The following is a 22,384-nucleotide window of genomic DNA, read 5'->3' as shown; positions in this document are numbered from 1 at the left end:
AATGAAAAGGATGTTATGAAGGCTTTTTTGACCCCCACTATCCTCGCAGCTAGCGTTGCATCTGGTTTATTGTTTTCTGCTTCCGTTGCTGCCGCCCCTTGGGTGGATGCCTCGGATATTTATTTAAGGGCCGATATTCAAGCACTGGCCGATGCGGGCGTGATCCGTGTGCCAGTGAATACCTTTCCTTTGATGTGGTCTGGTATTGGTGTCGACTTAGCAAAAGTCGAACCCGAGCTATTGTCTCCCCGATTAGTGCAAGCCTTCGCTCGAGTTAACTTTTACTATCAAAATGCCGTCGATAATCGTGGTAATGCTAGGGTTAAACTCTCGGGCGCGACCGACCCTGCTCGCTTCCAGCATTATGGATCCGACTATCGTGAAAAGGGTGAGGCTAAAGCCTCCTACGAATACTTAGGCTCACGTGTGGCCTATAAAACCACAGTTGCCGAGACGTACGACCCGCAAGATAACAAAAACTTCCGTCTCGATGAGTCTTACTTCGCGGTGATCATGGGTAACTGGATTGCGACTCTAGGCACGGTTGAGCAATGGTGGGGGCCGGGATTTGACTCGGCATTGCATCGTTCTAACAACGCACGCCCTATGCAGTCACTGTCGCTCAGCCGCAATAATGCCGCTGCCTTTGAAACCCCATGGTTATCTTGGATTGGGCCTTGGACCTTCAAGACCGGTTTTAGCATGGCTGAAAAAGAGCGTGCCGTGCCTAAAACGGCGGAATGGGATATGCGCTTTACCGCCAAACCCCTTCAGCAGTTAGAAATAGGCTTGTCTTGGTCGACACTGTTTTGTGGCGAAGGTCAGAATTGCGACTTCAATTCTTGGTGGGATTCTGTCGCAGGCAACGCGGTATGCATCGACGGTTCGGATTCTTGCTTGGCCGATCAACGCCGTGACGCGGGCCATAGAACCCAGAGCATCGATTTACGTTATGCCGATACTTGGCAGGATATTCCTGTTGGTTTGTACCTTGAGCATAGCTGTGAAAACGGCAGCGATTGCGGCTCACTTTGGGGGATAGATACCCATTTCGGCACATCGGGTAAGCAGTTCAAGCTGTTTATGGAATACTCGGACACCTTTGTCGAGTGTGATGGCAAGCCTAACTGCTTCTATGAAGATCCTGTCTACCTGAGTGGGACGCGTTACTACGGCAGAGCCTTAGGCTCGACCTATGATAGCGATGCTCAAGTTTTTGTACTGGGTTTGGTTGGCCAGTTCCATAACAGCCGTGGTTTTACCTCGCTCCTGCGTTATGCCAAGTTGAATAAAGACGGCACCAACGTGGCGACCACATGGGCGCCACAGCCACCGAAGGAAGACTTGCTAATGCTAGAACTTTCCTATCGTATGCCTGTATGGAAGGGCATGTGGAGTCTGAGCGGTACAGTATCGAGATCGGAATTTGATGTACAAGAAAACGATACTAATGCGACTTTCTTCAGCAGTTTTGAATACCGTTTTTAATTATGATAATCAATTGAAATAAATAAAAATGCCTGCGATTGCAGGCATTTTTATCGGCGAGATTAACGCGTCTGGCAGATACCGCAAAATACAGTGGTGCGTTGACCAAGGCGGATTTCGCTGAGTAGATTGCCGCATTGAGTGCAGGTTTCGCCGCCGCGGCCGTAAACATGCAGCTTCTGCGCGAAATAGCCGGGTTTACCCTCGGCATTGGTGAAGTCCTTAAGCGTGGTGCCGCCCTGCTTAATGGCGTGTGCGAGGATTTGTTTGACCTCGGCAACCAGTACCGTTAAGCGTTCAATATCTATCTTGCCCGCTTCCGCCTCGGGGTGTATTCCGGCGGCAAACAGGGCTTCGTTGGCGTAAATATTTCCCACACCCACCACAATATGGTTATCCATCAGGCAGAGTTTGATGGCCTTCTTCTTGCCCGCCAGCGCGGCAGCTAACTGATTGACGTTAAAGGCATCGGTCAGAGGTTCTGGCCCGAGTTTTTCCAGTAGCGGATGGGCTTCCTCTGGCAATTGGCACCATAACCAAGCGCCGAAACGTCTTGGATCGTTAAAGCGCAGAATGCGGCCATTGGCGAGGACAAGATCGATATGGTCGTGCTTCTCCACTGGCGTGTCATGGGGCAGGATCCTTAGGCTGCCCGACATCCCCAAATGCACTATGCTGGTGCCGGCATCGGTATCGATTAACAGATATTTAGCGCGGCGGCGCACTTGGCGTATGGTTTGGCCGATGATCTGTTTGGCAAGTTCGGGAACGGGCCAACGCAGTGAGGCGTTACGGACTACGAGGTCAACCACGGTTTGTTCGACAAGATGTGGGGCTATGCCCTGACGGGTGACTTCAACTTCTGGTAATTCCGGCATGATTGAGTTCTTTTAGGTAATAAAATTAGCTGGTGGATTTGGCATCGAGGATCGGTTGTAAATCGGCTCTTAGGCTGGGGGGCACTAAGTACCAGTTGCCAGCGGGCGACTTGAGCACACCGTCCTCGGGGAAATAAATCCAACGTTGCGATTGGCGGATCTCGGCAATTTGGATCACCAGTTCCTGAGGTTTACCAGTGGGTTGTGGCGCGTCATTCAAGGGCGAGACCCTTAAACCTTGCCAAGCCTTTGCCCATTGCTCACAGTTGAGTACTTGTGGATCGCACTCCCAACCCGAGGCTTGCTTATGCAGCCACACTCCATCTAGCTGCAACTGCGCCAGCGGTGCATTGTCATCAAATAACAGTTGGGCATCACTCGGTACATTATGGGTTTTCTTGTCCATAAACGTCAGCACCGCAATGATAAAAATGCAGGCAAGAATAATGATGTTATTCCACTGTTTACGAGTAAGCGCCATGGTAAGAGTGACACAAAAAAGGGACTGATGCCTTGAGTGTATCACGGCAAAATAGAGATGCTAGCCCTATGACGAAGGGGTTAACCGCCAGTGCTGTTCATAAAGCGCAGGATTTGCACGCCGTTATTATCGAAAACATGCTGCTTAGGTTTGAGCTTAATGCCTTGGAGAATCGCGGTTTTAAGGCGTTTAATGTCTCCGGGGTATTCTCGTACAATGCTTTTTAAATCAATGGAGTGTTCATTACCTAGGCAGAGCAACAATTGCCCCTCTACGGTTACGCGCACTCTATTACATTCGTGGCAAAAGTTGTGGCTATGGGGTGAGATAAACCCGATATGAATCGGACTATCCGCCATGGTGTAGTAACGCGCGGGGCCGCCTGTGCGTTTATTGGAAAGTTGCAGGGGATAATGCTCGTTAATCATGGCCTTAACTTCATCACTGCTGCAATGGCGCGCGTCTTTACGCTCGTACATTTCACCCAGCGGCATTTCTTCAATAAAGGCGATATCTAACTTACGGGCACGGCAAAAATTAACCAGATCAATCACTTCATGATCGTTTTGCTGTTTAAGGATCACCGCATTGATTTTAATGCGCTCAAAACCTGCGGCGATGGCCGCATCAATCCCTTCGATCACTCGTGCTAATTTGCCGTTGCGTGTCAGTTGGGTAAAGAGCTCGGGGTTAAGGGTATCTAAGCTGATGTTTAAGCGCTTAAGTCCCGCATCAAACATAGGTTTGGCAAACTTACTGAGCCTAGAACCATTGGTGGTCATCGATAAATCTTTGAGCCCTGGGAGCTTGCCCAGTAAGTGCACCAGTTGATCGCAATCGCTACGCACTAGCGGCTCGCCGCCTGTGAGGCGGATCTTGGTCACCCCGAGTTCAGTAAAGGCTTGGGCAATCCAAGCCAACTCTTCGAGGTGCAGTACATGGTCCTTGGGCAAGAAGCAGGGATCTTCCGTCATGCAATAGACACAACGGAAGTCGCAGCGATCCGTCACTGAGAGTCGTAAATATTCGACCTGACGGCCAAAGGCATCCACAAGTTGGCTCATAGAGCTTACCTGAACTTATAAAAGATCGGCAAAAGGTTGAATAAACACAGTTTCACCTGCATTGACCGCCTCAGCATCATCTCCAATAATGATAAGGCAATTGCCTTTGACCATAGAGCTGAGCATGCCCGAACCTTGGTTGCCAGTGCTGGTCACGTGCAGCCTACCATCATTACCAAGGCGATAAATTCCGCGGATAAACTCCGTGCGGCCCGTGCGGCTACGCAGGGTTTCATCGGTAATCGCCGGGAATAACGGCGCCTGCCAGTTTGTTTCGCCAGCGAGCTTACGCAGCGCAGGTTGCACAAATTGCAGGAAGGACACCATCACAGCCACTGGATTGCCGGGCAAGCCGAAGAATAGGCTATCGCCGACCTTACCAAAGGCGAGTGGGCGACCTGGGCGCATATTGATCCGCCAGAAGTCGATATTGCCAAGGCGTGCCAGCACGGCCTTGATGTAGTCGGCATCGCCAACGGAAACGCCGCCAGAGCTAATCACCACATCGGCCTGTGCCGCGGCTTTGGTCAAGGTGGCTTCGAGAGCGCTTTCGGAATCTTCGATAATACCTAAGTCAATGACGTCACAACCTAAACGTTTTGCCATCGCCTTGATGGTGTAACGGTTCGAGTCATAGATACAGTTTGGATTCAGTGCTTCACCGGGTTGGCTGACTTCATCCCCGGTTGAGAACACGGCCACGGTCGGGCGGCGATAAACCGTCACACGGTCAAGGCCGAGGGAGGCTAATAAGCCCTGTTCGGCGGCGCTTAGGCGTGTGGCTTGGGTGAGGGCGACTTGGCCTTGGCCTATGTCTTCACCCGCAAGGCGAACGTGTTGGCCTGGCTGAATGCGACCATCGAAACTGACCTTGGCATTGGCCTCGTTAGCTAGCTCACGAGGTTGAACTGTATCTGCGCCAGCGGGTACGGGCGCGCCTGTCATAATGCGCACGGTTTCACCCGCTTTGAGTGTGCCCGAATATTGATGTCCGGCGAGGACTTCACCGACTAAGTCGAAGCTCGCTGGCAGCGGATCTTGATAGGCAAAGGCATAACCATCCATCGCCGAGTTGGTTTGTTGCGGCACATCCACGGGAGAAATGCTGTCGCGGGCGAGCACGCGGTTATCTAACGCATCTAAACCTACATCTTCCACCTCAGTGACGGGGGCGACATGGGATAAAATCTGTGCCAAGCCTTGGCTCACGCTGAGGTTTTTATCGCTGCCCAAGGTGCAGGCATCGACAGTCGCAATCGGTAATGCGGGGTTAGGGGCTTGCCAGCTATTGGCGTATTCCATCACAAAGTCAGCAATTTGTGCGACATTGTTAAGGTCGAGTCTTCTTAGCTCGCTCGGCAGCTCAGTGTCATCACAGCAAGCGATGGCGAGAATATTGTCGTCTTGGGTATAGATAAACGGCTTACCGTGGGCGGCGCGGTGCAGCTCAATTTTCGGTAATGTGAGTTTTTTAAAGCCTTCGACTAAGACGATATCGACTTTATCGGCTTCAATTTGCTTGAGTAGGTGGACTAACTCTGGGTCGCCATCGCGGGCATCTTCGGTCATTAGCGCCCAACGCACATGGGAGGCGACTAGCATTTGCCGCGCGCCGGCTTTGCGCATCTCGTAACTGTCTTTACCGGGAATATCGACATCGAAATTGTGGTGAGCATGTTTGATCACCGCCAGACGCAGGCCGCGCTGATTCAATTCGGGGATCAATTGCTTGAGTAAGGTGGTTTTCCCCGTGCCGCTATAGGCACAAAATCCGAGAACGGGAATAGATAGCGGATTGACGAAGGGAGTACTCATTTGCACCTCTAATCTAGGAAATTTGAAGCCTTAGCTTTGGTTTATCTCTGCAGCCAGTCGTTGTTTTTGTTCTGGCGTGTTCACATTGACGAAGGCATTGGGTTGATCGGCAAAGGCCGCCACAGCAAAGCGATGTTTGGCATACCAAAAATCAATTTTACGCTCACCCGCTTCGAGAAAGGCGGTCATCGACTCGCGCAGGCTCGGCTTTAACAACATCACCACCGGCTGCTCACGTTCCCCATCGCTGGCAACGGCAAGTTCAGCATCGTTTGCCTCAATGGCGGCCAATAAACGGGCGACTAAATCCCGCGGCAGCAGCGGACAATCGCAGGGCACCACGAGCAGATAGTCTGCTTGGGTGTGACCCATAGCGGTGATCATGCCCGCCAAGGGGCCGAGAAACCCAGTATGTTCATCGCTCAACACCGTAAAACCGAACTCAGCATAACGTGTTTGGTTACGATTTGCGTTGATCAGGATCTCCTTAACCTGAGGTTTTATCCGCTCGATAGTGTGTTCAATCATGGCCTTGCCGTTTAGCTCGACGAGGCCTTTATCGTCCCCGCCCATACGGCGCGCCATACCACCGGCAAGAATTACGGCATCAATTTGCAACGACATATAAAGATCCCTGTGTGGAGTTTGTGGGCGTTTGCTGACGGGAGGTTATCACCTGTTGGTCTTCAATGTGCCACTGCTGCTCGCAAATGGCGGTGAGCGCACAGTTTTGGTGGCTGCTTAATAGCATTCCCGTCCCTTGCTGTTTGAGCTGTTGGATCATTTGCAGCACTAAGGCCTGGGAGTCCTTATCCATATTGGAGGTCGGCTCATCGAGCATCAGTAACTTTGGCTGCAATATCCAAGCGCGGGCGATGGCGAGGCGTTGTCTTTCGCCGCCGGATAAATTGCTGGCTCTGGCTTGCAATAGCGAGCCCAGTTGTGCCATCTCAATTGCTTGACCTATCCTGTGTTTGGCTTCGGTTTTTGAGGCCGCAAAGGGTAAGCCGTAGGTCAGGTTGTAATTGACTGTACCATCGAATAGATAGGGATGCTGGTGGAGGTAAACGGCTTTGCCCTGCAAAGGATTGCGTGTCCACCATGCATCCTTTTTAAAGCCGCTGACTTCAATTTTGCCCTTAGATGGCGGCTGTAAACCCGCGAGGATCTTCATTAGGGTCGACTTGCCCGAGCCGTTGTCACCCTGCAAATAAATGACGTTCCCTTGGCACAACTCTAGGCTATGGGCTTTGAATAATAAGCGCGAGCCAAAGGACATTTCCAAGTCACGGGCGATCAGTTTGGCTTGGGTCATAAGTTAATGGCTCCTTGGCGTTTCTTTGCCGCGTAAACTACCTAAGGCAAAGTTGAGGATCAAGGCCAAGATTAGCAGCACTAATCCGAGGGCGATAGCTTGGGCGAAATCGCCTTTACTGGTTTCCAGTGCGATAGCCGTCGGGATATTACGTGTTACGTTTAAAATGTTGCCGCCGACCATCATAGAACAGCCGACTTCGGTGAGAATACGGCTAAAGGCCGCGACAATCGCCAACAATAACGGCATACGCAGTTCGCGGCATACGGTCCAGACCGCGCTAAACCAAGAGGCGCCTAAGGTGCGTGAGGTTTCCCATGCACGGCGATCGACACTGGTGAAGGCCGCTTGACTCATGGCTATCATCACGGGGGCGCAAATCATCATTTGGCCGAGGATCATCCCCTCTTGAGTGAACAACCACTTTAAATCCCCAAGCGGGCCGTTGCGGGTCAAGATGAGATACACCAGCAGGCCAATGACGACCGTAGGGATCGATTGCAAGGTTTGTACTAAGTTAGTGACAAACCACTTTCCGGGGAAATGGGCAAACGCCAACACAAAACCGAGCACCATAGAGGGGACTAAGGTGATGAGCAGCGCCGCGAAAGAAACCGAAAACGAGACAGAGATGATGGACCAAACGTCGGGGTCCAATGAAAACAGCAGGCTTAACGCCTGCTGTAACAGTGCTAGCCAGCCTTCGCTCATTCGCTATAGGTTGCCTTGAACAGTTGCTCGCCTTCAACTTTGAAGTTGTTGATCATGGCTTGACCTTCTTTGCTGATCAGCCAATCACTGAAGGCTTTGGCGCCTTTGTGGTTCAGATCTGGGTATTTAGCTGGGTTGATCAGAATCACTTGATATGGGTTCGCCAGCGTTTTACCGCCATCGAAGTCGACACCTAAGTCCAGCTTAGTTTTGTAAGCCACGAAAGTACCACGGTCAGACAGCGTATAACCTTGTAATTCGTTTGCCATCAGCAGGGTTTTACCCATGCCTTGACCTACTGAAGTGTAACCTTTGAAGTCAGGAGTCACGCCTGCGGCTTTCCATACTTCTAACTCTTTGATGTGGGTGCCAGAGTTGTCACCACGAGAGACGAAAGGTAAGCCAGATTTGGCGATTTTTGCGAAGGCTTCTTCGGCAGTTTTGCTTTCACGTAGTTTCGCTGGGTCGTTTTTAGGACCTAACACCACGAAATCGTTTTCCATAATGCCACGTGGCTCAACACCAAAACCGTCGGCAACAAATTTTGCTTCAGCACTTGGGGCGTGGGTCATCACTAAATCCACATCGCCTTGCTCGCCCAGTTTCAGGGCTTTACCCGTACCCGTTGCGATAACTTGTACTTTGTAGCCTGATTCACTTTCAAACTTAGGCAGTAATTCTTTTAACAGACCTGAGTTTTCAGTACTGGTGGTGGTGGCTAACTTGATCACTTCAGCCGATTGAGCGGGTAACACTGTGAGCATGCTGGCTGCAACAACCAGGCCCAGTAATGACTTCATATGGGATTTCACGTTTAGCATGGATACTCCTTGGCGAAAAATAGGGTTCCGACTCAATTGCCTACTGAGTGGGAGGTTCCGTAAATTGTAATGCGTTCGATTGAAAGCAAATAGGATGCCAAACCAACAATGACGCATTTACGTTCACAGCTTGATCTAAATTGTGACCCTGATCTCAGGCTCAACAAATAGTTTGCAGACAAATTGTCTCAGCGCATGCTTCTTATGGTTCATAGTGACCTATTTGTCTAGTTTCAATGCTAGAATTGGTCGCAATTGAGTCAAAATGTCCAGAAGTGAGCACTATGAGCCAGATAGATAATAACCTCAAGCCCCTTCCTTCCGCTGTGTCTGTCCTGATCGTCGATGACGAGCCGGGGATGCGTAGCTTTTTGAATAAGGCGCTCTCGAAAAAATTCGCCTTAGTCGAAACGGCGGGCAGTATTGAAGATGCTGAGCAGTTACGTAGTCGCTGCCACTTCGACCTATTGATTGTCGATATCCGTTTACCGGGTCGCTCGGGTATCGAGTGGCACGAAGCCTTGGATGAACAAGGCCGCCGCTCCGATGTGATTTTTATGACAGGCTATGCGGATTTAGAAGTCGCGATTAAAGCGCTGCGGGCTGGTGCCTCAGACTTTATTATGAAGCCCTTCCACCTCGAGCAGATGATGTCGGCGGTTGACCGTTGTATTGAACGCCGTTTGCTGCGCCGTGAAAACTTAATGCTGCGCCGTGAAGTCTCTATCGGCTATTCCTCCACCATTATCGGTAGCAGCGAGGCCATGAAGTCGGTCAAGCAAGTGATTGAGCGCGTGGCACCGACTAATGCCGTGGTGTTAATTCAAGGCGAATCGGGCACGGGTAAAGAGCTTGTCGCGCGCCAATTACACCTACTCAGCGGCCGCCAAGGGCCATTTGTGCCCGTTAACTGCGGCTCTATCGCCCCCGAACTACTGGAGAGTGAACTCTTTGGTCATACCGCGGGGGCATTTACCGGCGCTAAGGGAAATCGCGAAGGCTTATTCAGTTTTGCTTCCGGCGGCACCATTTTCCTCGATGAAATTGGTGAGATGCCCCTCAAAATGCAGACGGCACTGCTCAGGGTATTAGAGCAAAAGGCGATTCGCCCCGTCGGCAGTGAGAAGGAAGTCAATATCGATGTCCGGGTGATTGCGGCTACTAACCGCACGCTGGTGGATGAAGTCGAGGCGGGTAACTTCCGTCGTGATCTTTATTATCGATTGAATGTGCTGGATATTTTAATTCCTCCCCTGCGTGAGCGTCCGGAAGATGTGGTCGAATTGACCCATCACTTTACTCGCCAGTTAGCGGCCGAATTGGGTGTGCGTGAAGTCGTGTGGAGCCATGAGGATATGGTGAAGCTGCAACAGCACGAGTGGCCAGGCAATATCCGTGAACTGCGCAATATGATTGAACGCTGCATTCTGCTCGGCAAGCCGCCAGCGGAATACTGGAAACAACAGGTGAAGACAGAGTCTTCGGCCTCCCAAGGTTATCCCTTAGATTGGCCGTTGAAAGAAGTGGAAAAACACCATGTGACCAGTGTGGTGGATCTGCACTCTGGCAATAAATCGGCGGCGGCGAGGGACTTAGGCGTTTCCCGTAAGACCTTAGATCGCAAGTATAAAGAGTGGTTTGACGTTAGCGACGAGCAGGAGTTCTAAGTGTCGTTTTTTACTCACTTTTTTGGTGTCAGTTGGCAGCAAATGCAGGCCAAAGTGCGTTATCGCATTCTGATCCTCACCTTGCTGCCGATTTTGCTCACCTTGGTGAGTTTAGTGTTTATCACTATTTACTGGAATATCAGTTACACAGGCAAGCAACTGTTTATGAAGGTAAAAGCCGATCTGGCTGTCGCTGAAAATACCCTGCAACAGGTGCAAGTTCGTCAGGAGAAACAGCTCGAGAGAGTAATGACCTCATGGACTTTTCAAAATGATTTTCGGCCCATTCTCACTGGCGAGTTGGCCCACAGGGCGAGTATAGATGCCTTTCTAAATGAGCAAAAAAAGCAACTCGATCTGGATTTTCTAAGACTTGTCAGTGTGGCCGAGGCCGCGTCAGACCCGGATTTGCGACAAATTTTACCGAAAATGGGTGGTCTCTTGCCCTATTCGGGGCTGATGGTGTTATCGCCTGAACGTTTGGCGCGGGTTGATCCGGATTTAGCCCAAAGGGCGGCGATTCCCTTACTAGCGACACTGCGGGCGCAAAGCCCGAATAAACAAGTGGAAGACCGTGGGTTACTGAGCCGCAGTTTGCTGCCGATCCCCGATTTTGAGGGAAAAGTGGCTTGGTATCTCGATGGCGGCGTGCTGTTTAATCGGGATACGCGCATCGTCGACCATATCCGCGACCTCGTGTACGACAAGGGCACGTTGCCGGAGCGTTCCATCGGTACTGTGACCATTTTCCTCGACAATATTCGTGTCTCAACCAACGTGCCTTTGCATTTTTTCCCACAGTCGAATGAACCCCAAGGGCGGGCGCTCGGCAGTTTAGTGTCGGAGGAAGTGCGCGAAAAAGTGCTGAATCACGGCGAGTTATGGGTCGATCGCGCCTTTGTGTTTAACGATTGGTTTATTTCCGCCTACGCGCCCTTAGAAGATATCCGTGGGCAACGTGTTGGCATGATCTATACCGGATTCTCTGAGTCGCCCTTTATTCATAACTACCTGCTTAATATCATTGAGTTAGGCACCATTCTGATGCTGGTGCTGCTGATCTCCGGCTTATTGGTTTACCGCGGCGCTTACAGCTTGTTGCAACCGATTGAGCGCATTCACCATGTAGTGCAAGCGGTACAGTCAGGGCGCAACGTGCGGATTGGCGCCTTGGGGCTAGACAGGGATAACGAATTGTCGAATCTTGCCGAGCAGTTCGACCGAATGCTCGACTTATTGCAGCGGCGCAACGCACAAATCCAAGCCGCCGCCGAACAACTCGAGATGAAGGTTGAAGAGCGTACTCGTAGCCTGCAGGACAAGACCTTAGAGTTACAGCGCAACGTGGCGTTACTCAATGAGACTCGCCAGCAGTTAGTGACTAATGAAAAGCTAACCGCGCTGGGCGAGCTAACCGCAGGCATTGCCCATGAGATTAACAACCCAACGGCGGTGATCCTCGGGAATATGGAGTTGTTGCGATACGAGCTTGGGGATAATGCTGAAACTGTTAAAGAAGAAATTGATTTAGTTATTCAACAGGTTGGTCGTATCAGCACTATTATCCGCAGCCTGCTGCAATACAGCCGCCCAGGTGAGTTTAACGCTCCCTTAGAGATGCATCCCATCACGCCCATCATCGAGGAAATGCTGGTATTAGTGCGGCACTCGATTCAAAAACAAGAAGTGGTGCTGATAACTGAATTGAACGCCAGTTGCCCCGTGCAGGTTAACCGCCCGCAGTTGTTGCAAGTGCTGATTAACCTTGTAGTTAACGCCGCCCATGCGATGGATGGTAAGGGGCGGATTTGGGTGCGAACCTATGATTGGGTGCAGCAGGATATGCCTATTGGGGTGAAAATCGAGGTTGAGGATGAAGGTTCTGGGATTGCGCCTGAGCAGCTAGGGCGGATTTTTGATCCCTTCTACACCACACGTAAAGACGGTACTGGCCTTGGATTATCCCTCAGCTACGGCATTATCAAGCGCATCGGTGGCACCATTGAGGTCAGTTCTGTACTGGGGAAAGGTTCTATTTTCACCATTGGTTTGCACCACGAGGCTAAGGAAGATCAGCAAAATAATCCCTACGATGGCTTACATTTTTCTGGTAAAAGCACTGAAATGTCATCTTAGAAGCTACTTTGCACGAAATGCTATCGGATTGATTCACTGAATAAAACGCAAAAAAAAGCCGGATGATGAATCCGGCCACAAAAGAGTGTGTGTGAGCAATGTCGTGCTTGCAAACTCAGGAGCACTTTAACAACGTCAGATTACCAGTCATCCGTGTTAAAGATGAGTTTTGGAACGCAAGTTAACGATAATCATTCTCAATTAGGTTTGCAAGCTATTTCTCGCAAAAAATGCACATTTTTATGTAAATCGCCTTTAAGCCGTTGCTATCGACTTGCTTAAATGCAGTTTATGGTTAATCAGGCTTTGCGGATCAGCCTTCAGTTCAGTAATCAAATATTGATTTCTAATCAGCAGATTGAGCATGGCAGGGAAGCGATTCATGGTCTTAACCTGGATCAGCTTATAACCTTGGCGGCTCGCCCAGGTTTCTTGGTATTCCAATAGGCTCTGTGCCAGCCCTAAGCGTCTAAAGTCGGTCGCAACACCGCCTAACCAACTGTAAAACACGGCATCTGCCTGCTCGTATCCCAGTTTAAAACCTGCCAATTCACCTTCCACATAGGCTAAGAGAATCAAGCTAGTTTTGTCTGAGAGACGTTCCGCGAGGGTTTCGCTAGTTAGAGGACGGTCGAGTTCAGGGATTTGCTTGCTCAGTTCGATAAGCTGTGTGGTCAACTCAGGAGTCAGAGCTGTCAGTGCTTTGATTTCAATTGAATACATAATTTTCTCTCACAGAAAATCAGCCCCAAATGCGCATAAACACAGTGGGGCTGAACAAAAAACTGCTCAAATTATAACAGGTCTGGCCAGTTGAGTTAATCAGGAAAATGATTTTTGTGGACTGGTTTGCAAGATCTTGTCTTGTAGGATCTTCAGCAGGACGCCGTAGGCGGGCAGGAACAACCCTAAGCTCACGAGTAATTTAAAACTGTAATCCACTGCCGCGATTTCGGGCCAGTTGGCTGCCATAAAGCTGTCTGTCGAGGCATAAAAAGCGACACTGAAGAACACTAAAGTGTCGACTAAGTTACCGACAATGGTCGATGCCGCAGGCGCGACCCACCAAGAACGGCTTTGGCGTAGACGAGCGAAGACTGTGATATCCATCAGCTGACCAATCAAATACGCCGCGAAGCTGGCGAAGGCAATGCGAAACACAAAAGTGTTCCATTGGCTTAAGGAATCTATCCCTTGGAAGCTACCCTGATGGAATACCACACCCATGACATAGGAAATCATCAAGGCTGGCACCATGGCCTTGAGAATGATGCTACGGGCAGGTGTTTGTCCAAAGATGCGCACTGTGAGATCGGTCGCGAGATAGACAAAGGGAAAACTAAACGCGCCCCAAGTGGTGTGAAAACCAAACAATTGAAACGGTAGTTGGACCAAGTAGTTGCTTACGCAAATAATCAGTATATGAAATCCCACTAATAGTAGGAGTGCGCGGCGAAGCTGCGCAGGAGTTAACATTAACATATGTGGCCTTTTTAGTTGTGTAGGGCGGGGTGAGGGAACCCGCTAAATGATCTGTTGTTATTTTTGCCAATATCAGCGTGCTGAAATCGGGGCCGCCATTATAGTGACCAGGCTTGAAGATGCAAGCTTACTGTTTATATTCCAAGCAATTTAACTGCACTCTCTAAGCACGAGTGATCGATATGTTCTCTGCATTAGCATCGAAACTATCCTACACTATGAGTAAAAGGGAAGGAGATTCAGATGAGATCATTCCTTGCGGCCTTGTGTTTAAGTTTTTTGAGTTTGTGCGCTTTCGCTACGCCGAGTAAGCCTGTGATTATTCATTTGGTTACTGCCTCGTGGGAAGGTTTCGCTAATCCCGATCAGACGGGTTATTACTTCGATATTTTGCAACGTACTTTTCCTGCGCCTGAGTGGCAACTCGATGTGCAGTTTATGCCCTTTGCTCGAACCTTATACCTGATAGAGTCCAATAGAGTAGATATGATCCTCAGCGTCTATAAGGGGGATGTGAAAAAGAGTTTATTAAGTGAAGAGCCTGTTGAACTCGACTCTATTGATGCTGCCGTTACTCCTCAAATTGCCGCTTCTTGGTCGGGAATTGAGAGCTTGTCCCACAAGAAAGTCCAAGCCATGTTGGCTTATCGCTACAACATGCTCACTACCACTCCCATGTTTTACGAAGAAAGTAGCGATATGCTCAGTATGCTCAACAGTGTCAATGTCGGACGAATAGATGCATTGCTGGATTATAAAAAAAATTTAGAATCCTTAATCCCCCAACTGAAGGAGCCACAACAGTTTGTGATTATTCAAGGCGTATTAAATGCAGAGATATTTTTTGCGTTTGCCAATACGGAAAAAGGACAAATGTTAAAGCGACAGTTTGATATTGAGCATAAAAAACTTATTGAATCTGGCGAGCAAGAACGGCTTTATGCAGAGACAAAAGCAAAGGGATTTTAGGGTTTATCAGTAGCTTATAGCTCAATCAGAATCGACATAATTGTCGCTAACTTATTCTCTAGCTCTTGCCATTCTGCCTCAGGGTCAGAGCCAGCAATAATCCCCGCGCCAGCAAAAAGATTGATCTTGCCGGGTTCAATCAAGGCGCTGCGAATCGCCACCGAAAACTCACTCTCATACTTATTGAAATAACCACAGGCGCCAGCATACCAGCCACGCATATAGCCTTCACGCTCGCGAATAAAGTTCATTGCAGACTGTCTGGGAAGGCCACCCACCGCAGGTGTTGGGTGCAACGCCTGTAACAATTGGAAGTCATTCACGCCCTGCTTTAACTCGGCGCGAATGGCGCGGTGCAAGTGTTGAATATGGTTTAACTTAAAAATCGTCGCGGCTTCTTCGGCGCTCACATGTTGGCTCAAGGGGGAGAGCATACTGACGATATGGCGGCGAACCAGCTGGTTCTCTACGCTGTTTTTATTGTCCTCGAGCAGTGCGTTGGCTAGCGCCGTGTCTTCCTCTTGGTTTAAGCCACGTACTGTGGTGCCGGCAAGTGCCTCGGTAAACAGTTCCTGCTGGCGACGGCGAAATAACCGCTCTGGCGAGCAGGAGATATAAGTGCGATCTGGGCTAAATTGGAAGCCAAACTGAAAACTGTTGGGATTACGCCCTTGCCAGCAGGCTAACACCATCCAAGGGTCAACCTGCGCATTAACCTCAAGCTCAGTGTGGCGCGATAGCACCACCTTGGGCGTCTCTTGATTAAACTTAGGCTCAACCACTTGTTCGACTAAGGTTTTCCAGCGTGGAAAGTCGGGAGTATCGTTGCGGCTCAACAGGGTCAGTTTATTCGGTGGTGCCAAAGGCCTTGCTGGCATCACGGCTTCAATCGCGGCAATGGCGCGATTGATTTCCTCTTCTGGAGTGCTATCGGCAAAGTTAAGATTCACCCGTAAACTGAACTGATTGTTGCTGCGCCTAAATTCGATACGCGGCAACACAAAGCGACTGTTACCAAACTCGGGCCAAGATTCGATGCTGCGGTCAAACGCCACGCCGCCGTAGTAGCGGATCTCAGGATTGCTGGATAAGGCGCGCTGCTGTTCGTAGACGTTCGCTAATGTTTTATCATCGACACCGGTTTCAAACTTAAAGTCTTTACAGGCGCCAATTGCCGCGACTTCTTCAACCTTGTCACGTCCATGCCAGTAAATGCGTGGATATTGGTGTTGGGATGCCAGCCACGAAATCAAAGGGATAGAGACAGTTGTTAAGGATAACTGCACTATCGGCTCCGTCGGTGGAACCTGCTTCAATTGAATGAGTTTGTCGATGAGAGACTTAAGGTCTTCAGACAGGGCGTGAGCGGGCAAATAAAACTCCAAAGGTAACGAGATGAAGGTGGTGGCTGAAGTTCCGGCAGTCAGCGGTAAGTTAATCCATTCTTTTTAAAGTCATTTACACTAAGTGGCCGAGAACGTGTAAATAAGAATCTTTCGCTCAAATTAAAGGCCGAGGCCGCGAGTGTCAAGATGCAACCCACGAGTGTGTGACTTTTGCCATAGTCTCATTTTGAGGTGCAAAAAAATGTGACCTATATGGGTCTTTTTGTCGATACCGTAGCCTGTGTTGGACATTTTGTCTATTTGTGACAGAAGGCGTTTTCCATTTGTTGCAATTTATCGATCTGAGTTGGTTTTTGATTGTTTTTCAGTTGAGGCGGAAATTCCTCAGACCACAATAGGGGGCACATCCTAAACTTCCTGTATGACAACAATAATATGATTACCAGAAATACCGCCTTTAGAGTGTCGTCCTTAGCGCTTGCGATTGGGTTGAGTTTTAGCGCCAACGCCGATGAAATCGCCCGTGATCCCCTGCTGAATGTGAATGAAGTTATTGTCGTCCATGGCGAAGGTGCCGATGCCGAGCAATTGGCGACCACCCATTGGAGCATAGACGAAGCCGAGATCCGCGCTTTAGGTGCCCAGACCTTAGATCAAGTGTTGAAGAATGTGCCCGGGGTATATATCCGTGTGGGCGGTGATGGCACTCCAAGGGTCGATATTCGTGGTTTTAAGACACGCCATGTCACTTTACTGGTGAATGGTGTGCCCATGAGCAGTGCCGATGATGGCCAGTTCGACCCAAGCGTAATCCCAACCAGCCAAATTGCCTCGGTTGAAGTGTCGGTCGGACCGACCTCAGTGCTGTACGGCCCAAGCGGTGCCGGTGGGGTGATCAATATTATTACGAAGCAGGGCAGTACTGCGCCCGCTCTGTCTGGACGCTTGGAAGCGGGCAAAGACAATACCTTCAATGGTGATATCAGCGCCGCTGGCTCGGGTGATGATTGGCAGGGATTGGCGAGTGTTAGCCGTCAGCAGACCGATGGCTACCCTATGTCGAATGATTTCGAGCCGACTCAATATCAAGACGGTGAGCTGCGGGCTAACTCAGATAAAGAAGTCACCAACGTCTATGCCCAAGGCAGTTACTGGTTATCGGATAAGACCCAATTGATTGCCAACATGGCGCTGCGCAATGGTGAATGGGGCAAACCTGCCCGTGATGGTACTGGTAGCGGCAAACTTAAGTATGAACGTACCGACGATTACGATTCACATACCTTCCAACTTGGCTTGGCCCATCAGTTTGACGATACCTTCACCCTGCGCGGATTTGGTTATCACAATCAAAGCGATACCTTAGAAGCGGCCTATGCCGATGAAACCTATCAGGCATTGACGCAAACTCAAGATGGCCGCTCCGTGGTGCAAGGGGTCAATTTACAGCTGATCACCGATTTCCATAAGGCTGGGCTGTTAACCACCTCTGTGATTGCTGAAGAACAGAGTTGGAAGTCAGTCGTCGATACTTACTCAAGCGATACTGGCAGTGGCACGGGGAATAACTCGGGCACAGGCTCGGGTTCTGGCACAGGTTCAGGTTCTGGCAGCGGCTCAGGTAGCGGCAGTGGAACAGGTTCTGGCGGTGGAACAGGCTCTGGTGGTGGCACTGGTAGCGGCGGCGGAACAGGTTCTGGTGGTGGCACTGGTAGCGGTGGCGGAACAGGTTCTGGCGGTGGCAATGGTAGCGGTGGCGGTTCCGGCGGTGCTGAAAACCTAAACGATTCTGCATGGTTATATACCGCTGCGGCCGAATATCAGTATCAATCTGAGCACAACTATGGTTTTACCTTAGGTGGTGCCTTCCATTCGCTCGATACCTCCGATGGTACGGATGATAACTACTCGGCAATGGCCTCTAGCTATTGGCAGGTGGTACCCGATTCACGCTTGAGCCTGAGTGTGGCCCGTAAAGTGCGTTTCCCCTCTATGGTGAACCTGTACTCGCAATCATCGGGTAATAGTGAGCTAGAAGCGGAAGAATCTAAACATGTCGAGCTCGGTCTGGAGCAAAACTTACCGGCTAGCACCGACTTCTCGCTCTACGGTTATTACACGGATGCGAAGAACTATATCGCCAAAGATACCGATGGTTTCTACCAAAATATGGGGCGCTATGAGTTCAAAGGGATTGATTTCCAAATTAACAACCATGCGATTGAGCATTTAGATCTGAGCTTCTCCTACAGTTTCTTAGATTCGAAAGAAATGGAAGGCGACGATACCTTAGATGCGCTGCAATACCGTCCTCGTCACCAGCTGCGTTGGCAGATGAGTTACGAGTTCCCCTTCGAGACGCAAGTGCACCTGAATGTGGAGCGTATCCTCGATCAGGTTTATGCGACTCAGGTGAAAGTGAACGGGCAGAACCAGTATCAACAACAGTCGCTGGATAACTACACCTTAGTGGACATTAACTTAGTGCAGCCGCTGATCGCCGATAAGTTAGAAGTGTATCTGCGCGCCACTAACCTATTGGATGAGAACTACTACCAAAGTGAGGCCCTGCCTCAGGCTGGCCGTCAGTTCTTTGTGGGTGTGAACTGGCAAATTTAAGATGAAATTACTCGAGCTCGAAGGTGTCAGCTTTAACTATGGCAGCCAATTAACCCCTGTATTGCAGGAGGTCAGGCTAGGGATTAGCGCTGGTCAATGCCATTGTGTCAGCGGGCCAACGGGTTCGGGTAAATCGAGTCTATTAAACCTGCTTGCGGGCGTGCAGAATCGCCCGCATGAGGGCGATATTTGGCGTCATCCCGAGCTGGTTACTGGTTTAGTGATGCAGGATCCTCAAACTCAGCTACTAAGGCAAACCGTGGGCGCCGAAGTGGCCTTCGCCTTAGAGAATCTCGGCATTCCCGCCGAGAATATGTTGCCTAAGGTGCAGTTAGCGCTGCGACGCGTCGGGTTGTTTCTGCGGCTCGATACCCCAGTCAGCACCCTTTCCCTCGGCCAAAAATACCGTTTGATGATCGCCGCCCAGCTGGTGTGCGAGCCGCACTTATTGCTGCTCGATGAGCCATGGGCGCAGCTCGATGATCAGGGTGTGGCTGAGCTATTGGTAGTGCTGCGCAATCTTATTGCCGAAGGTATGGCGCTGGTGCTAGTGGAGCATAATGCGGCGGCGTTTGCCGAGATTATCCAGCATTATTGGCAATTGGAGGCTGGCCGTTTATCCACAGGTATCTATACAGTTAGCGATACTCAACCGATTGATACGCCAGTTAAACCTTGGGGTTCTGCTCATGTTGGTAAAGTGCTGGTCAGTGCTGAGGCATTCGATTTTTGTTTCGACGGTAGCCAGCCTTTGTTTAGCTGTCCGCAGGGGTTTCAGTTACATGCGGGTGAGATAGTGACTCTGGTCGGGGATAATGGCTCGGGTAAAACCAGTCTATTAAAGTCCTTAGCCGGAATGCTCAACCTAAAGCTGCGTTTGCCGCTCAAAGTCTTAGGTCGTAAACCTAAATTGGGCATCTATGGTGCCGAGTTAGGATTATTAATCCAAAGGCCGAGTCGACAACTGTTTGAAACCAGCGTGTTAGCCGAGATGCAGTTTAGCCTGAATCGTTTCGAACTCCCCAAAGAGCGTGCCGAGCAAATGCTACTCGATCTCGAGTTGATGGCGCTTGCCGAACAATCTCCCCATAAATTGTCCTACGGGCAGCAGCATTTGGTTGCCTTGGCATCCTTGGCCTGCCTGCAGCCTAAGGTACTGTTACTCGATGACCCGCTTGCTGGCATGGATAAGCACTATTACCGAAAAGTGTGGTTCCTGCTCAAGCGTCTTAGGGCGCAGGGCTGTGCGATTCTAATGAGCAGTCACAGAGTGGTGGAGCATAGTGCCGTGTCTAGGCAACTCAGTTTACACAATGGCTTGCTGACGGAAGATGCCATGGGGATGGAGGAGCGCTATGTGGGTTAGTTGCCGTCGCTGGCGACTACGAGCCCGCAGGCGTTGGAGTCGCGAACGCCAAGAAACTACGCTATGTGCGCTATCGCTATTGTTGGTCTGTGTGCTCTCAGCCTGCGCTTTTGTATTGCCCGCCGATCTATTGCTGCCGCTGGTGGCGATCAATGGCTTGCTCGTGCTCCATGGTTTAGCGCGCCGCGGCAGCATCATGGGGGTGGTTAAACTCGGTGCGATTCAACTGACGATTACCTTGAGTTTGTATCTGTTGCTCTATGGTGTTGGCCATTTGGCTCAAGGCGCCGTGCTGGTCGGGCGGATTATTCTAGCGACTATCCCCGGCTGGTGGTTGTGTATTACGGCGGCGCCCGAGCGTATCAGCGAAGTGTTAAGTGCCTTTTTGCCAACTAAATGGGCCTTTGTGGTGGCAGCTTCCTTGAGTTTGCTACCCTTTATGGCGGACGAAGTACGCGAGATTTACCAGATCCAATGTCTGCGCGGCGCACGCATTACCCCTAAGGCGCTGCGAAATCCTAAAAATTGGCCAGAGCTAGTGTATTGCGTGCTGTTTCCCGTATTAATCCAATTACTTAAATTATCTCGTCAGATGGCGATTGCGGCCCAGAGTCGTCACTTTGGCAAGAGTACGCGTGTCACCCATTGGCACTCACCGAGAGACAAAAAATGAAGAAAAAACTCCCTCTGAGTCTACAGGACTCGTTGTTTATTGGTTTTTGCGCCACCTTGCTGGTGGCCTTGACGGGAATGTTAAGGCTCAAGCTTGGGATCTCTGGTCACAGCATGTTTTTAATGAGCTTCTTCTACTTGATTTGCTACGGCGTGCTTGGGCGTTTCGGCAGCATGATTGCCTGTGGCGGGATAGCAGGTTTAGTCGCCATGGCGCTCGGTGTCGGCAAGGGCGGCCCGATGATTTTATTGAAGTTTATCTTACCGGCGATTGCGATGGATCTCGTGGCTTTACTGTTACCGCTCACATTAAGCCTGCATTGGCGCTGCGTGATCTTAGGCATTATTGGTTGTATGGCCTGGGCGGTAAAAGTGGCACTGACCAATGCGTTGGCGGGCATGGCCTTCGACGTCGTGCTTATCCAATGGGGCGCGAGCGTGCTTAAGGGCGGATTCTTTGCCACCTTAGGTGCCTTGCTGGTGCCGCCTGTGTTGCATAGGCTTAAGGCCCATGATCTCCTCCACCGTGACAAGTTTTAATTGCTAGGAATACCGATGAAAAATTGGCTTATTTGTATTGACGATACCGACGACATTGGCACTAAGGGAACAGGCGAGATAGCCGAGGAGATTGCACATTTGCTCGCGCAGCACTCTGGTGGCAAGGCTTCCTTTGTGACGCGGCATCAGTTGTTTGTGCATCCAGATATTCCTTACACCTCCCACAACAGCGCCATGTGTTTTGCGTTGCAGTCGCCATTATCGCAGGCGGAGATCCATCGTCTGGCGGTCGCGCATTTAGTCGCAGAGTCTGCGCCTAAGGCGGATCCTGGCATTGCAATTTTGGATGTCGATTCCGACTATGATGTGAATGCGCTGATGGACTTTGGGCTCAGAGCCAAGCGTGAAGTGATCACCAAAGCGGCCGCTTATCAGCTTGCTGAGCAGTTACAGATCCAACTCACCGAGCACGGTGGTACTGGCCAGGGCGTGATTGGTGCTTTGGCGGGATTAGGGCTGCGTTTAATGGGCAGTGATGGGCGCGTTAAGGGGCAAATTAAACTCGGTCAGCTTGAGGAAGTGTCCCTCGAATTAACTGTGGCAGACATTCTCGAGCAGACAGGCCTCGATGCGGTCATGAGCACAGATAAAACCCGTTTAGCGGCGGATGAAAAGGTTCAACTCAAAGGTAAAGTGAAGGCGGTTTATCTTGAGCATCAATTTGTATTGCTAGTTAGCCGTGACGGTGAGCAGTGGCGTAATGCGGGCAAACAAGCATTGCAGGACTATTGAGGTGAAGATGAATCAGGACCTTCTCAACCAGTTTGAATACGAGACCGAACGTTGGATTTTTCGAGCGGGTTTGCAGCAATATCCTGAAGCGAGGCGAGCGGCACAGCTGTGTTCTCGCTTTGCGCCCGACGATGAAGATGAGCAGGTCGATGATGAAATGCGCTCCTGCTATAACTGCCAATATCGCCGTTGGATGGTGACAAGCTTCGAATGTATGATGCTAAAAAATACCGTATTATTAACCAATTAGCCTTTAACTGA

21 protein-coding genes are annotated in these 22,384 nt (G+C 50.3%); 10 read left to right on the top strand and 11 right to left on the bottom strand.

The window, feature by feature from the left end:
• Positions 1-15 precede the first annotated feature (15 nt).
• On the top strand, positions 16-1,488 hold the full coding sequence (locus tag EYR25_RS17520) for a capsule assembly Wzi family protein (RefSeq protein ID WP_133181823.1): 1,473 nt from the start codon (positions 16-18) through the stop codon (positions 1,486-1,488).
• A 62-nt stretch (positions 1,489-1,550) separates the two neighbouring features.
• Here the strand turns inward: EYR25_RS17520 and mutM are convergent, their stop codons facing one another.
• The 8 genes from mutM to EYR25_RS17480 all read right to left on the bottom strand — a co-directional run bounded on the left by mutM (position 1,551) and on the right by EYR25_RS17480 (position 8,573).
• Positions 1,551-2,366 carry a bifunctional DNA-formamidopyrimidine glycosylase/DNA-(apurinic or apyrimidinic site) lyase gene (gene mutM, locus EYR25_RS17515; protein ID WP_133181821.1) on the bottom strand — a complete coding sequence of 272 codons (816 nt, stop codon included), beginning with the start codon at positions 2,364-2,366 and terminating at the stop codon, positions 1,551-1,553.
• 25 nt (positions 2,367-2,391) lie between these two features.
• Entirely contained in the window at positions 2,392-2,847 is a 456-nt protein-coding gene (locus EYR25_RS17510; protein WP_133181819.1) for a hypothetical protein, read from the bottom strand.
• 80 nt (positions 2,848-2,927) lie between these two features.
• A complete protein-coding gene (gene moaA, locus EYR25_RS17505; RefSeq protein ID WP_133181817.1) occupies positions 2,928-3,911 on the bottom strand; it encodes a GTP 3',8-cyclase MoaA in 984 nt (327 codons plus the stop codon).
• Between the two features lie 15 nt (positions 3,912-3,926).
• Entirely contained in the window at positions 3,927-5,726 is a 1,800-nt protein-coding gene (locus EYR25_RS17500) for a bifunctional molybdopterin-guanine dinucleotide biosynthesis adaptor protein MobB/molybdopterin molybdotransferase MoeA (RefSeq protein ID WP_133181815.1), read from the bottom strand.
• A 30-nt stretch (positions 5,727-5,756) separates the two neighbouring features.
• Positions 5,757-6,350, bottom strand: a complete 594-nt coding sequence (mobA, locus tag EYR25_RS17495; RefSeq protein WP_023266178.1) for a molybdenum cofactor guanylyltransferase MobA — start codon at positions 6,348-6,350, stop codon at positions 5,757-5,759.
• A complete protein-coding gene (locus tag EYR25_RS17490) occupies positions 6,334-7,041 on the bottom strand; it encodes an energy-coupling factor ABC transporter ATP-binding protein (protein WP_133181813.1) in 708 nt (235 codons plus the stop codon). The genes mobA and EYR25_RS17490 overlap by 17 nt, the downstream gene beginning before the upstream one ends.
• A 3-nt stretch (positions 7,042-7,044) precedes the next feature.
• The gene (locus EYR25_RS17485; protein WP_011624596.1) at positions 7,045-7,752 is read right to left on the bottom strand and encodes an ABC transporter permease; all 708 of its coding nucleotides are present in this window, start codon (positions 7,750-7,752) and stop codon (positions 7,045-7,047) included.
• Positions 7,749-8,573, bottom strand: a complete 825-nt coding sequence (locus tag EYR25_RS17480; RefSeq protein WP_011624595.1) for an ABC transporter substrate-binding protein — start codon at positions 8,571-8,573, stop codon at positions 7,749-7,751. Before EYR25_RS17480 ends, EYR25_RS17485 begins: the two co-directional genes overlap by 4 nt.
• Before the next feature lie 284 nt (positions 8,574-8,857).
• On the opposite strand from EYR25_RS17480, the gene EYR25_RS17475 reads away from it, so the two are divergent.
• Together EYR25_RS17475 and EYR25_RS17470 are read left to right on the top strand one after the other, a co-directional pair.
• Positions 8,858-10,240, top strand: a complete 1,383-nt coding sequence (locus EYR25_RS17475) for a sigma-54-dependent transcriptional regulator (RefSeq protein WP_011718787.1) — start codon at positions 8,858-8,860, stop codon at positions 10,238-10,240.
• Positions 10,241-12,376: a sensor histidine kinase gene (locus EYR25_RS17470; RefSeq protein ID WP_133181811.1), complete on the top strand. Its 2,136-nt coding sequence runs from the start codon at positions 10,241-10,243 to the stop codon at positions 12,374-12,376.
• A gap of 255 nt (positions 12,377-12,631) precedes the next feature.
• On the opposite strand, the gene EYR25_RS17465 is transcribed toward EYR25_RS17470, so the two are convergent.
• The gene (locus EYR25_RS17465) at positions 12,632-13,099 is read right to left on the bottom strand and encodes a GNAT family N-acetyltransferase (protein ID WP_133181809.1); all 468 of its coding nucleotides are present in this window, start codon (positions 13,097-13,099) and stop codon (positions 12,632-12,634) included.
• A gap of 99 nt (positions 13,100-13,198) precedes the next feature.
• A complete protein-coding gene (locus EYR25_RS17460) occupies positions 13,199-13,858 on the bottom strand; it encodes a 7-cyano-7-deazaguanine/7-aminomethyl-7-deazaguanine transporter (RefSeq protein WP_133181807.1) in 660 nt (219 codons plus the stop codon).
• Between the two features lie 243 nt (positions 13,859-14,101).
• Between EYR25_RS17460 and EYR25_RS17455 the strand changes: the two genes are divergently transcribed.
• A complete protein-coding gene (locus EYR25_RS17455; RefSeq protein ID WP_133181805.1) occupies positions 14,102-14,827 on the top strand; it encodes a type 2 periplasmic-binding domain-containing protein in 726 nt (241 codons plus the stop codon).
• Positions 14,828-14,841: 14 nt separating this feature from the next.
• Here EYR25_RS17455 and EYR25_RS17450 read toward each other — a convergent pair whose 3' ends face one another.
• Entirely contained in the window at positions 14,842-16,200 is a 1,359-nt protein-coding gene (locus EYR25_RS17450; protein ID WP_133181803.1) for an isochorismate synthase, read from the bottom strand.
• Between the two features lie 408 nt (positions 16,201-16,608).
• Between EYR25_RS17450 and EYR25_RS17445 the strand changes: the two genes are divergently transcribed.
• From EYR25_RS17445 to EYR25_RS17420, 6 genes are read left to right on the top strand one after another with little or no spacing between them, the layout of a single operon-like run.
• Positions 16,609-18,792, top strand: a complete 2,184-nt coding sequence (locus EYR25_RS17445) for a TonB-dependent receptor plug domain-containing protein (RefSeq protein WP_133181801.1) — start codon at positions 16,609-16,611, stop codon at positions 18,790-18,792.
• Position 18,793: 1 nt separating this feature from the next.
• A complete protein-coding gene (locus EYR25_RS17440) occupies positions 18,794-20,158 on the top strand; it encodes an ATP-binding cassette domain-containing protein (protein ID WP_133181799.1) in 1,365 nt (454 codons plus the stop codon).
• A complete protein-coding gene (locus tag EYR25_RS17435; RefSeq protein WP_133181796.1) occupies positions 20,148-20,831 on the top strand; it encodes an energy-coupling factor transporter transmembrane component T in 684 nt (227 codons plus the stop codon). Before EYR25_RS17440 ends, EYR25_RS17435 begins: the two co-directional genes overlap by 11 nt.
• On the top strand, positions 20,828-21,370 hold the full coding sequence (locus EYR25_RS17430; RefSeq protein ID WP_133181794.1) for a core component of ECF transporter: 543 nt from the start codon (positions 20,828-20,830) through the stop codon (positions 21,368-21,370). The genes EYR25_RS17435 and EYR25_RS17430 overlap by 4 nt, the downstream gene beginning before the upstream one ends.
• Before the next feature lie 15 nt (positions 21,371-21,385).
• Positions 21,386-22,123: a DNA-binding protein gene (locus EYR25_RS17425; RefSeq protein ID WP_133181792.1), complete on the top strand. Its 738-nt coding sequence runs from the start codon at positions 21,386-21,388 to the stop codon at positions 22,121-22,123.
• 7 nt (positions 22,124-22,130) lie between these two features.
• Positions 22,131-22,373 carry a hypothetical protein gene (locus tag EYR25_RS17420; RefSeq protein ID WP_133181790.1) on the top strand — a complete coding sequence of 81 codons (243 nt, stop codon included), beginning with the start codon at positions 22,131-22,133 and terminating at the stop codon, positions 22,371-22,373.
• Positions 22,374-22,384: the final 11 nt, after the last annotated feature.

The sequence above is a fragment of the Shewanella decolorationis genome, assembly GCF_004354305.1.
GTDB classification, from domain to species: Bacteria; Pseudomonadota; Gammaproteobacteria; order Enterobacterales; family Shewanellaceae; genus Shewanella; species Shewanella decolorationis.
Note: the sequence above shows the minus strand (reverse complement) of the source record. Positions and strands in the feature narration are given on the sequence as shown.

Excerpts from the sequence above, each read along its gene's own strand:
- EYR25_RS17520 (WP_133181823.1), top strand. The coding sequence starts at position 16 with ATGAAGGCTTTTTTGACCCCCACTATCCTCGCAGCTAGCGTTGCATCT.
- mutM (WP_133181821.1), bottom strand. The coding sequence starts at position 2,366 with ATGCCGGAATTACCAGAAGTTGAAGTCACCCGTCAGGGCATAGCCCCA.
- EYR25_RS17510 (WP_133181819.1), bottom strand. The coding sequence starts at position 2,847 with ATGGCGCTTACTCGTAAACAGTGGAATAACATCATTATTCTTGCCTGC.
- moaA (WP_133181817.1), bottom strand. The coding sequence starts at position 3,911 with ATGAGCCAACTTGTGGATGCCTTTGGCCGTCAGGTCGAATATTTACGA.
- EYR25_RS17500 (WP_133181815.1), bottom strand. The coding sequence starts at position 5,726 with ATGAGTACTCCCTTCGTCAATCCGCTATCTATTCCCGTTCTCGGATTT.
- mobA (WP_023266178.1), bottom strand. The coding sequence starts at position 6,350 with ATGTCGTTGCAAATTGATGCCGTAATTCTTGCCGGTGGTATGGCGCGC.
- EYR25_RS17490 (WP_133181813.1), bottom strand. The coding sequence starts at position 7,041 with ATGACCCAAGCCAAACTGATCGCCCGTGACTTGGAAATGTCCTTTGGC.
- EYR25_RS17485 (WP_011624596.1), bottom strand. The coding sequence starts at position 7,752 with ATGAGCGAAGGCTGGCTAGCACTGTTACAGCAGGCGTTAAGCCTGCTG.
- EYR25_RS17480 (WP_011624595.1), bottom strand. The coding sequence starts at position 8,573 with ATGCTAAACGTGAAATCCCATATGAAGTCATTACTGGGCCTGGTTGTT.
- EYR25_RS17475 (WP_011718787.1), top strand. The coding sequence starts at position 8,858 with ATGAGCCAGATAGATAATAACCTCAAGCCCCTTCCTTCCGCTGTGTCT.
- EYR25_RS17465 (WP_133181809.1), bottom strand. The coding sequence starts at position 13,099 with ATGTATTCAATTGAAATCAAAGCACTGACAGCTCTGACTCCTGAGTTG.
- EYR25_RS17460 (WP_133181807.1), bottom strand. The coding sequence starts at position 13,858 with ATGTTAATGTTAACTCCTGCGCAGCTTCGCCGCGCACTCCTACTATTA.
- EYR25_RS17455 (WP_133181805.1), top strand. The coding sequence starts at position 14,102 with ATGAGATCATTCCTTGCGGCCTTGTGTTTAAGTTTTTTGAGTTTGTGC.
- EYR25_RS17445 (WP_133181801.1), top strand. The coding sequence starts at position 16,609 with ATGATTACCAGAAATACCGCCTTTAGAGTGTCGTCCTTAGCGCTTGCG.
- EYR25_RS17440 (WP_133181799.1), top strand. The coding sequence starts at position 18,794 with ATGAAATTACTCGAGCTCGAAGGTGTCAGCTTTAACTATGGCAGCCAA.
- EYR25_RS17435 (WP_133181796.1), top strand. The coding sequence starts at position 20,148 with ATGTGGGTTAGTTGCCGTCGCTGGCGACTACGAGCCCGCAGGCGTTGG.
- EYR25_RS17430 (WP_133181794.1), top strand. The coding sequence starts at position 20,828 with ATGAAGAAAAAACTCCCTCTGAGTCTACAGGACTCGTTGTTTATTGGT.
- EYR25_RS17425 (WP_133181792.1), top strand. The coding sequence starts at position 21,386 with ATGAAAAATTGGCTTATTTGTATTGACGATACCGACGACATTGGCACT.
- EYR25_RS17420 (WP_133181790.1), top strand. The coding sequence starts at position 22,131 with ATGAATCAGGACCTTCTCAACCAGTTTGAATACGAGACCGAACGTTGG.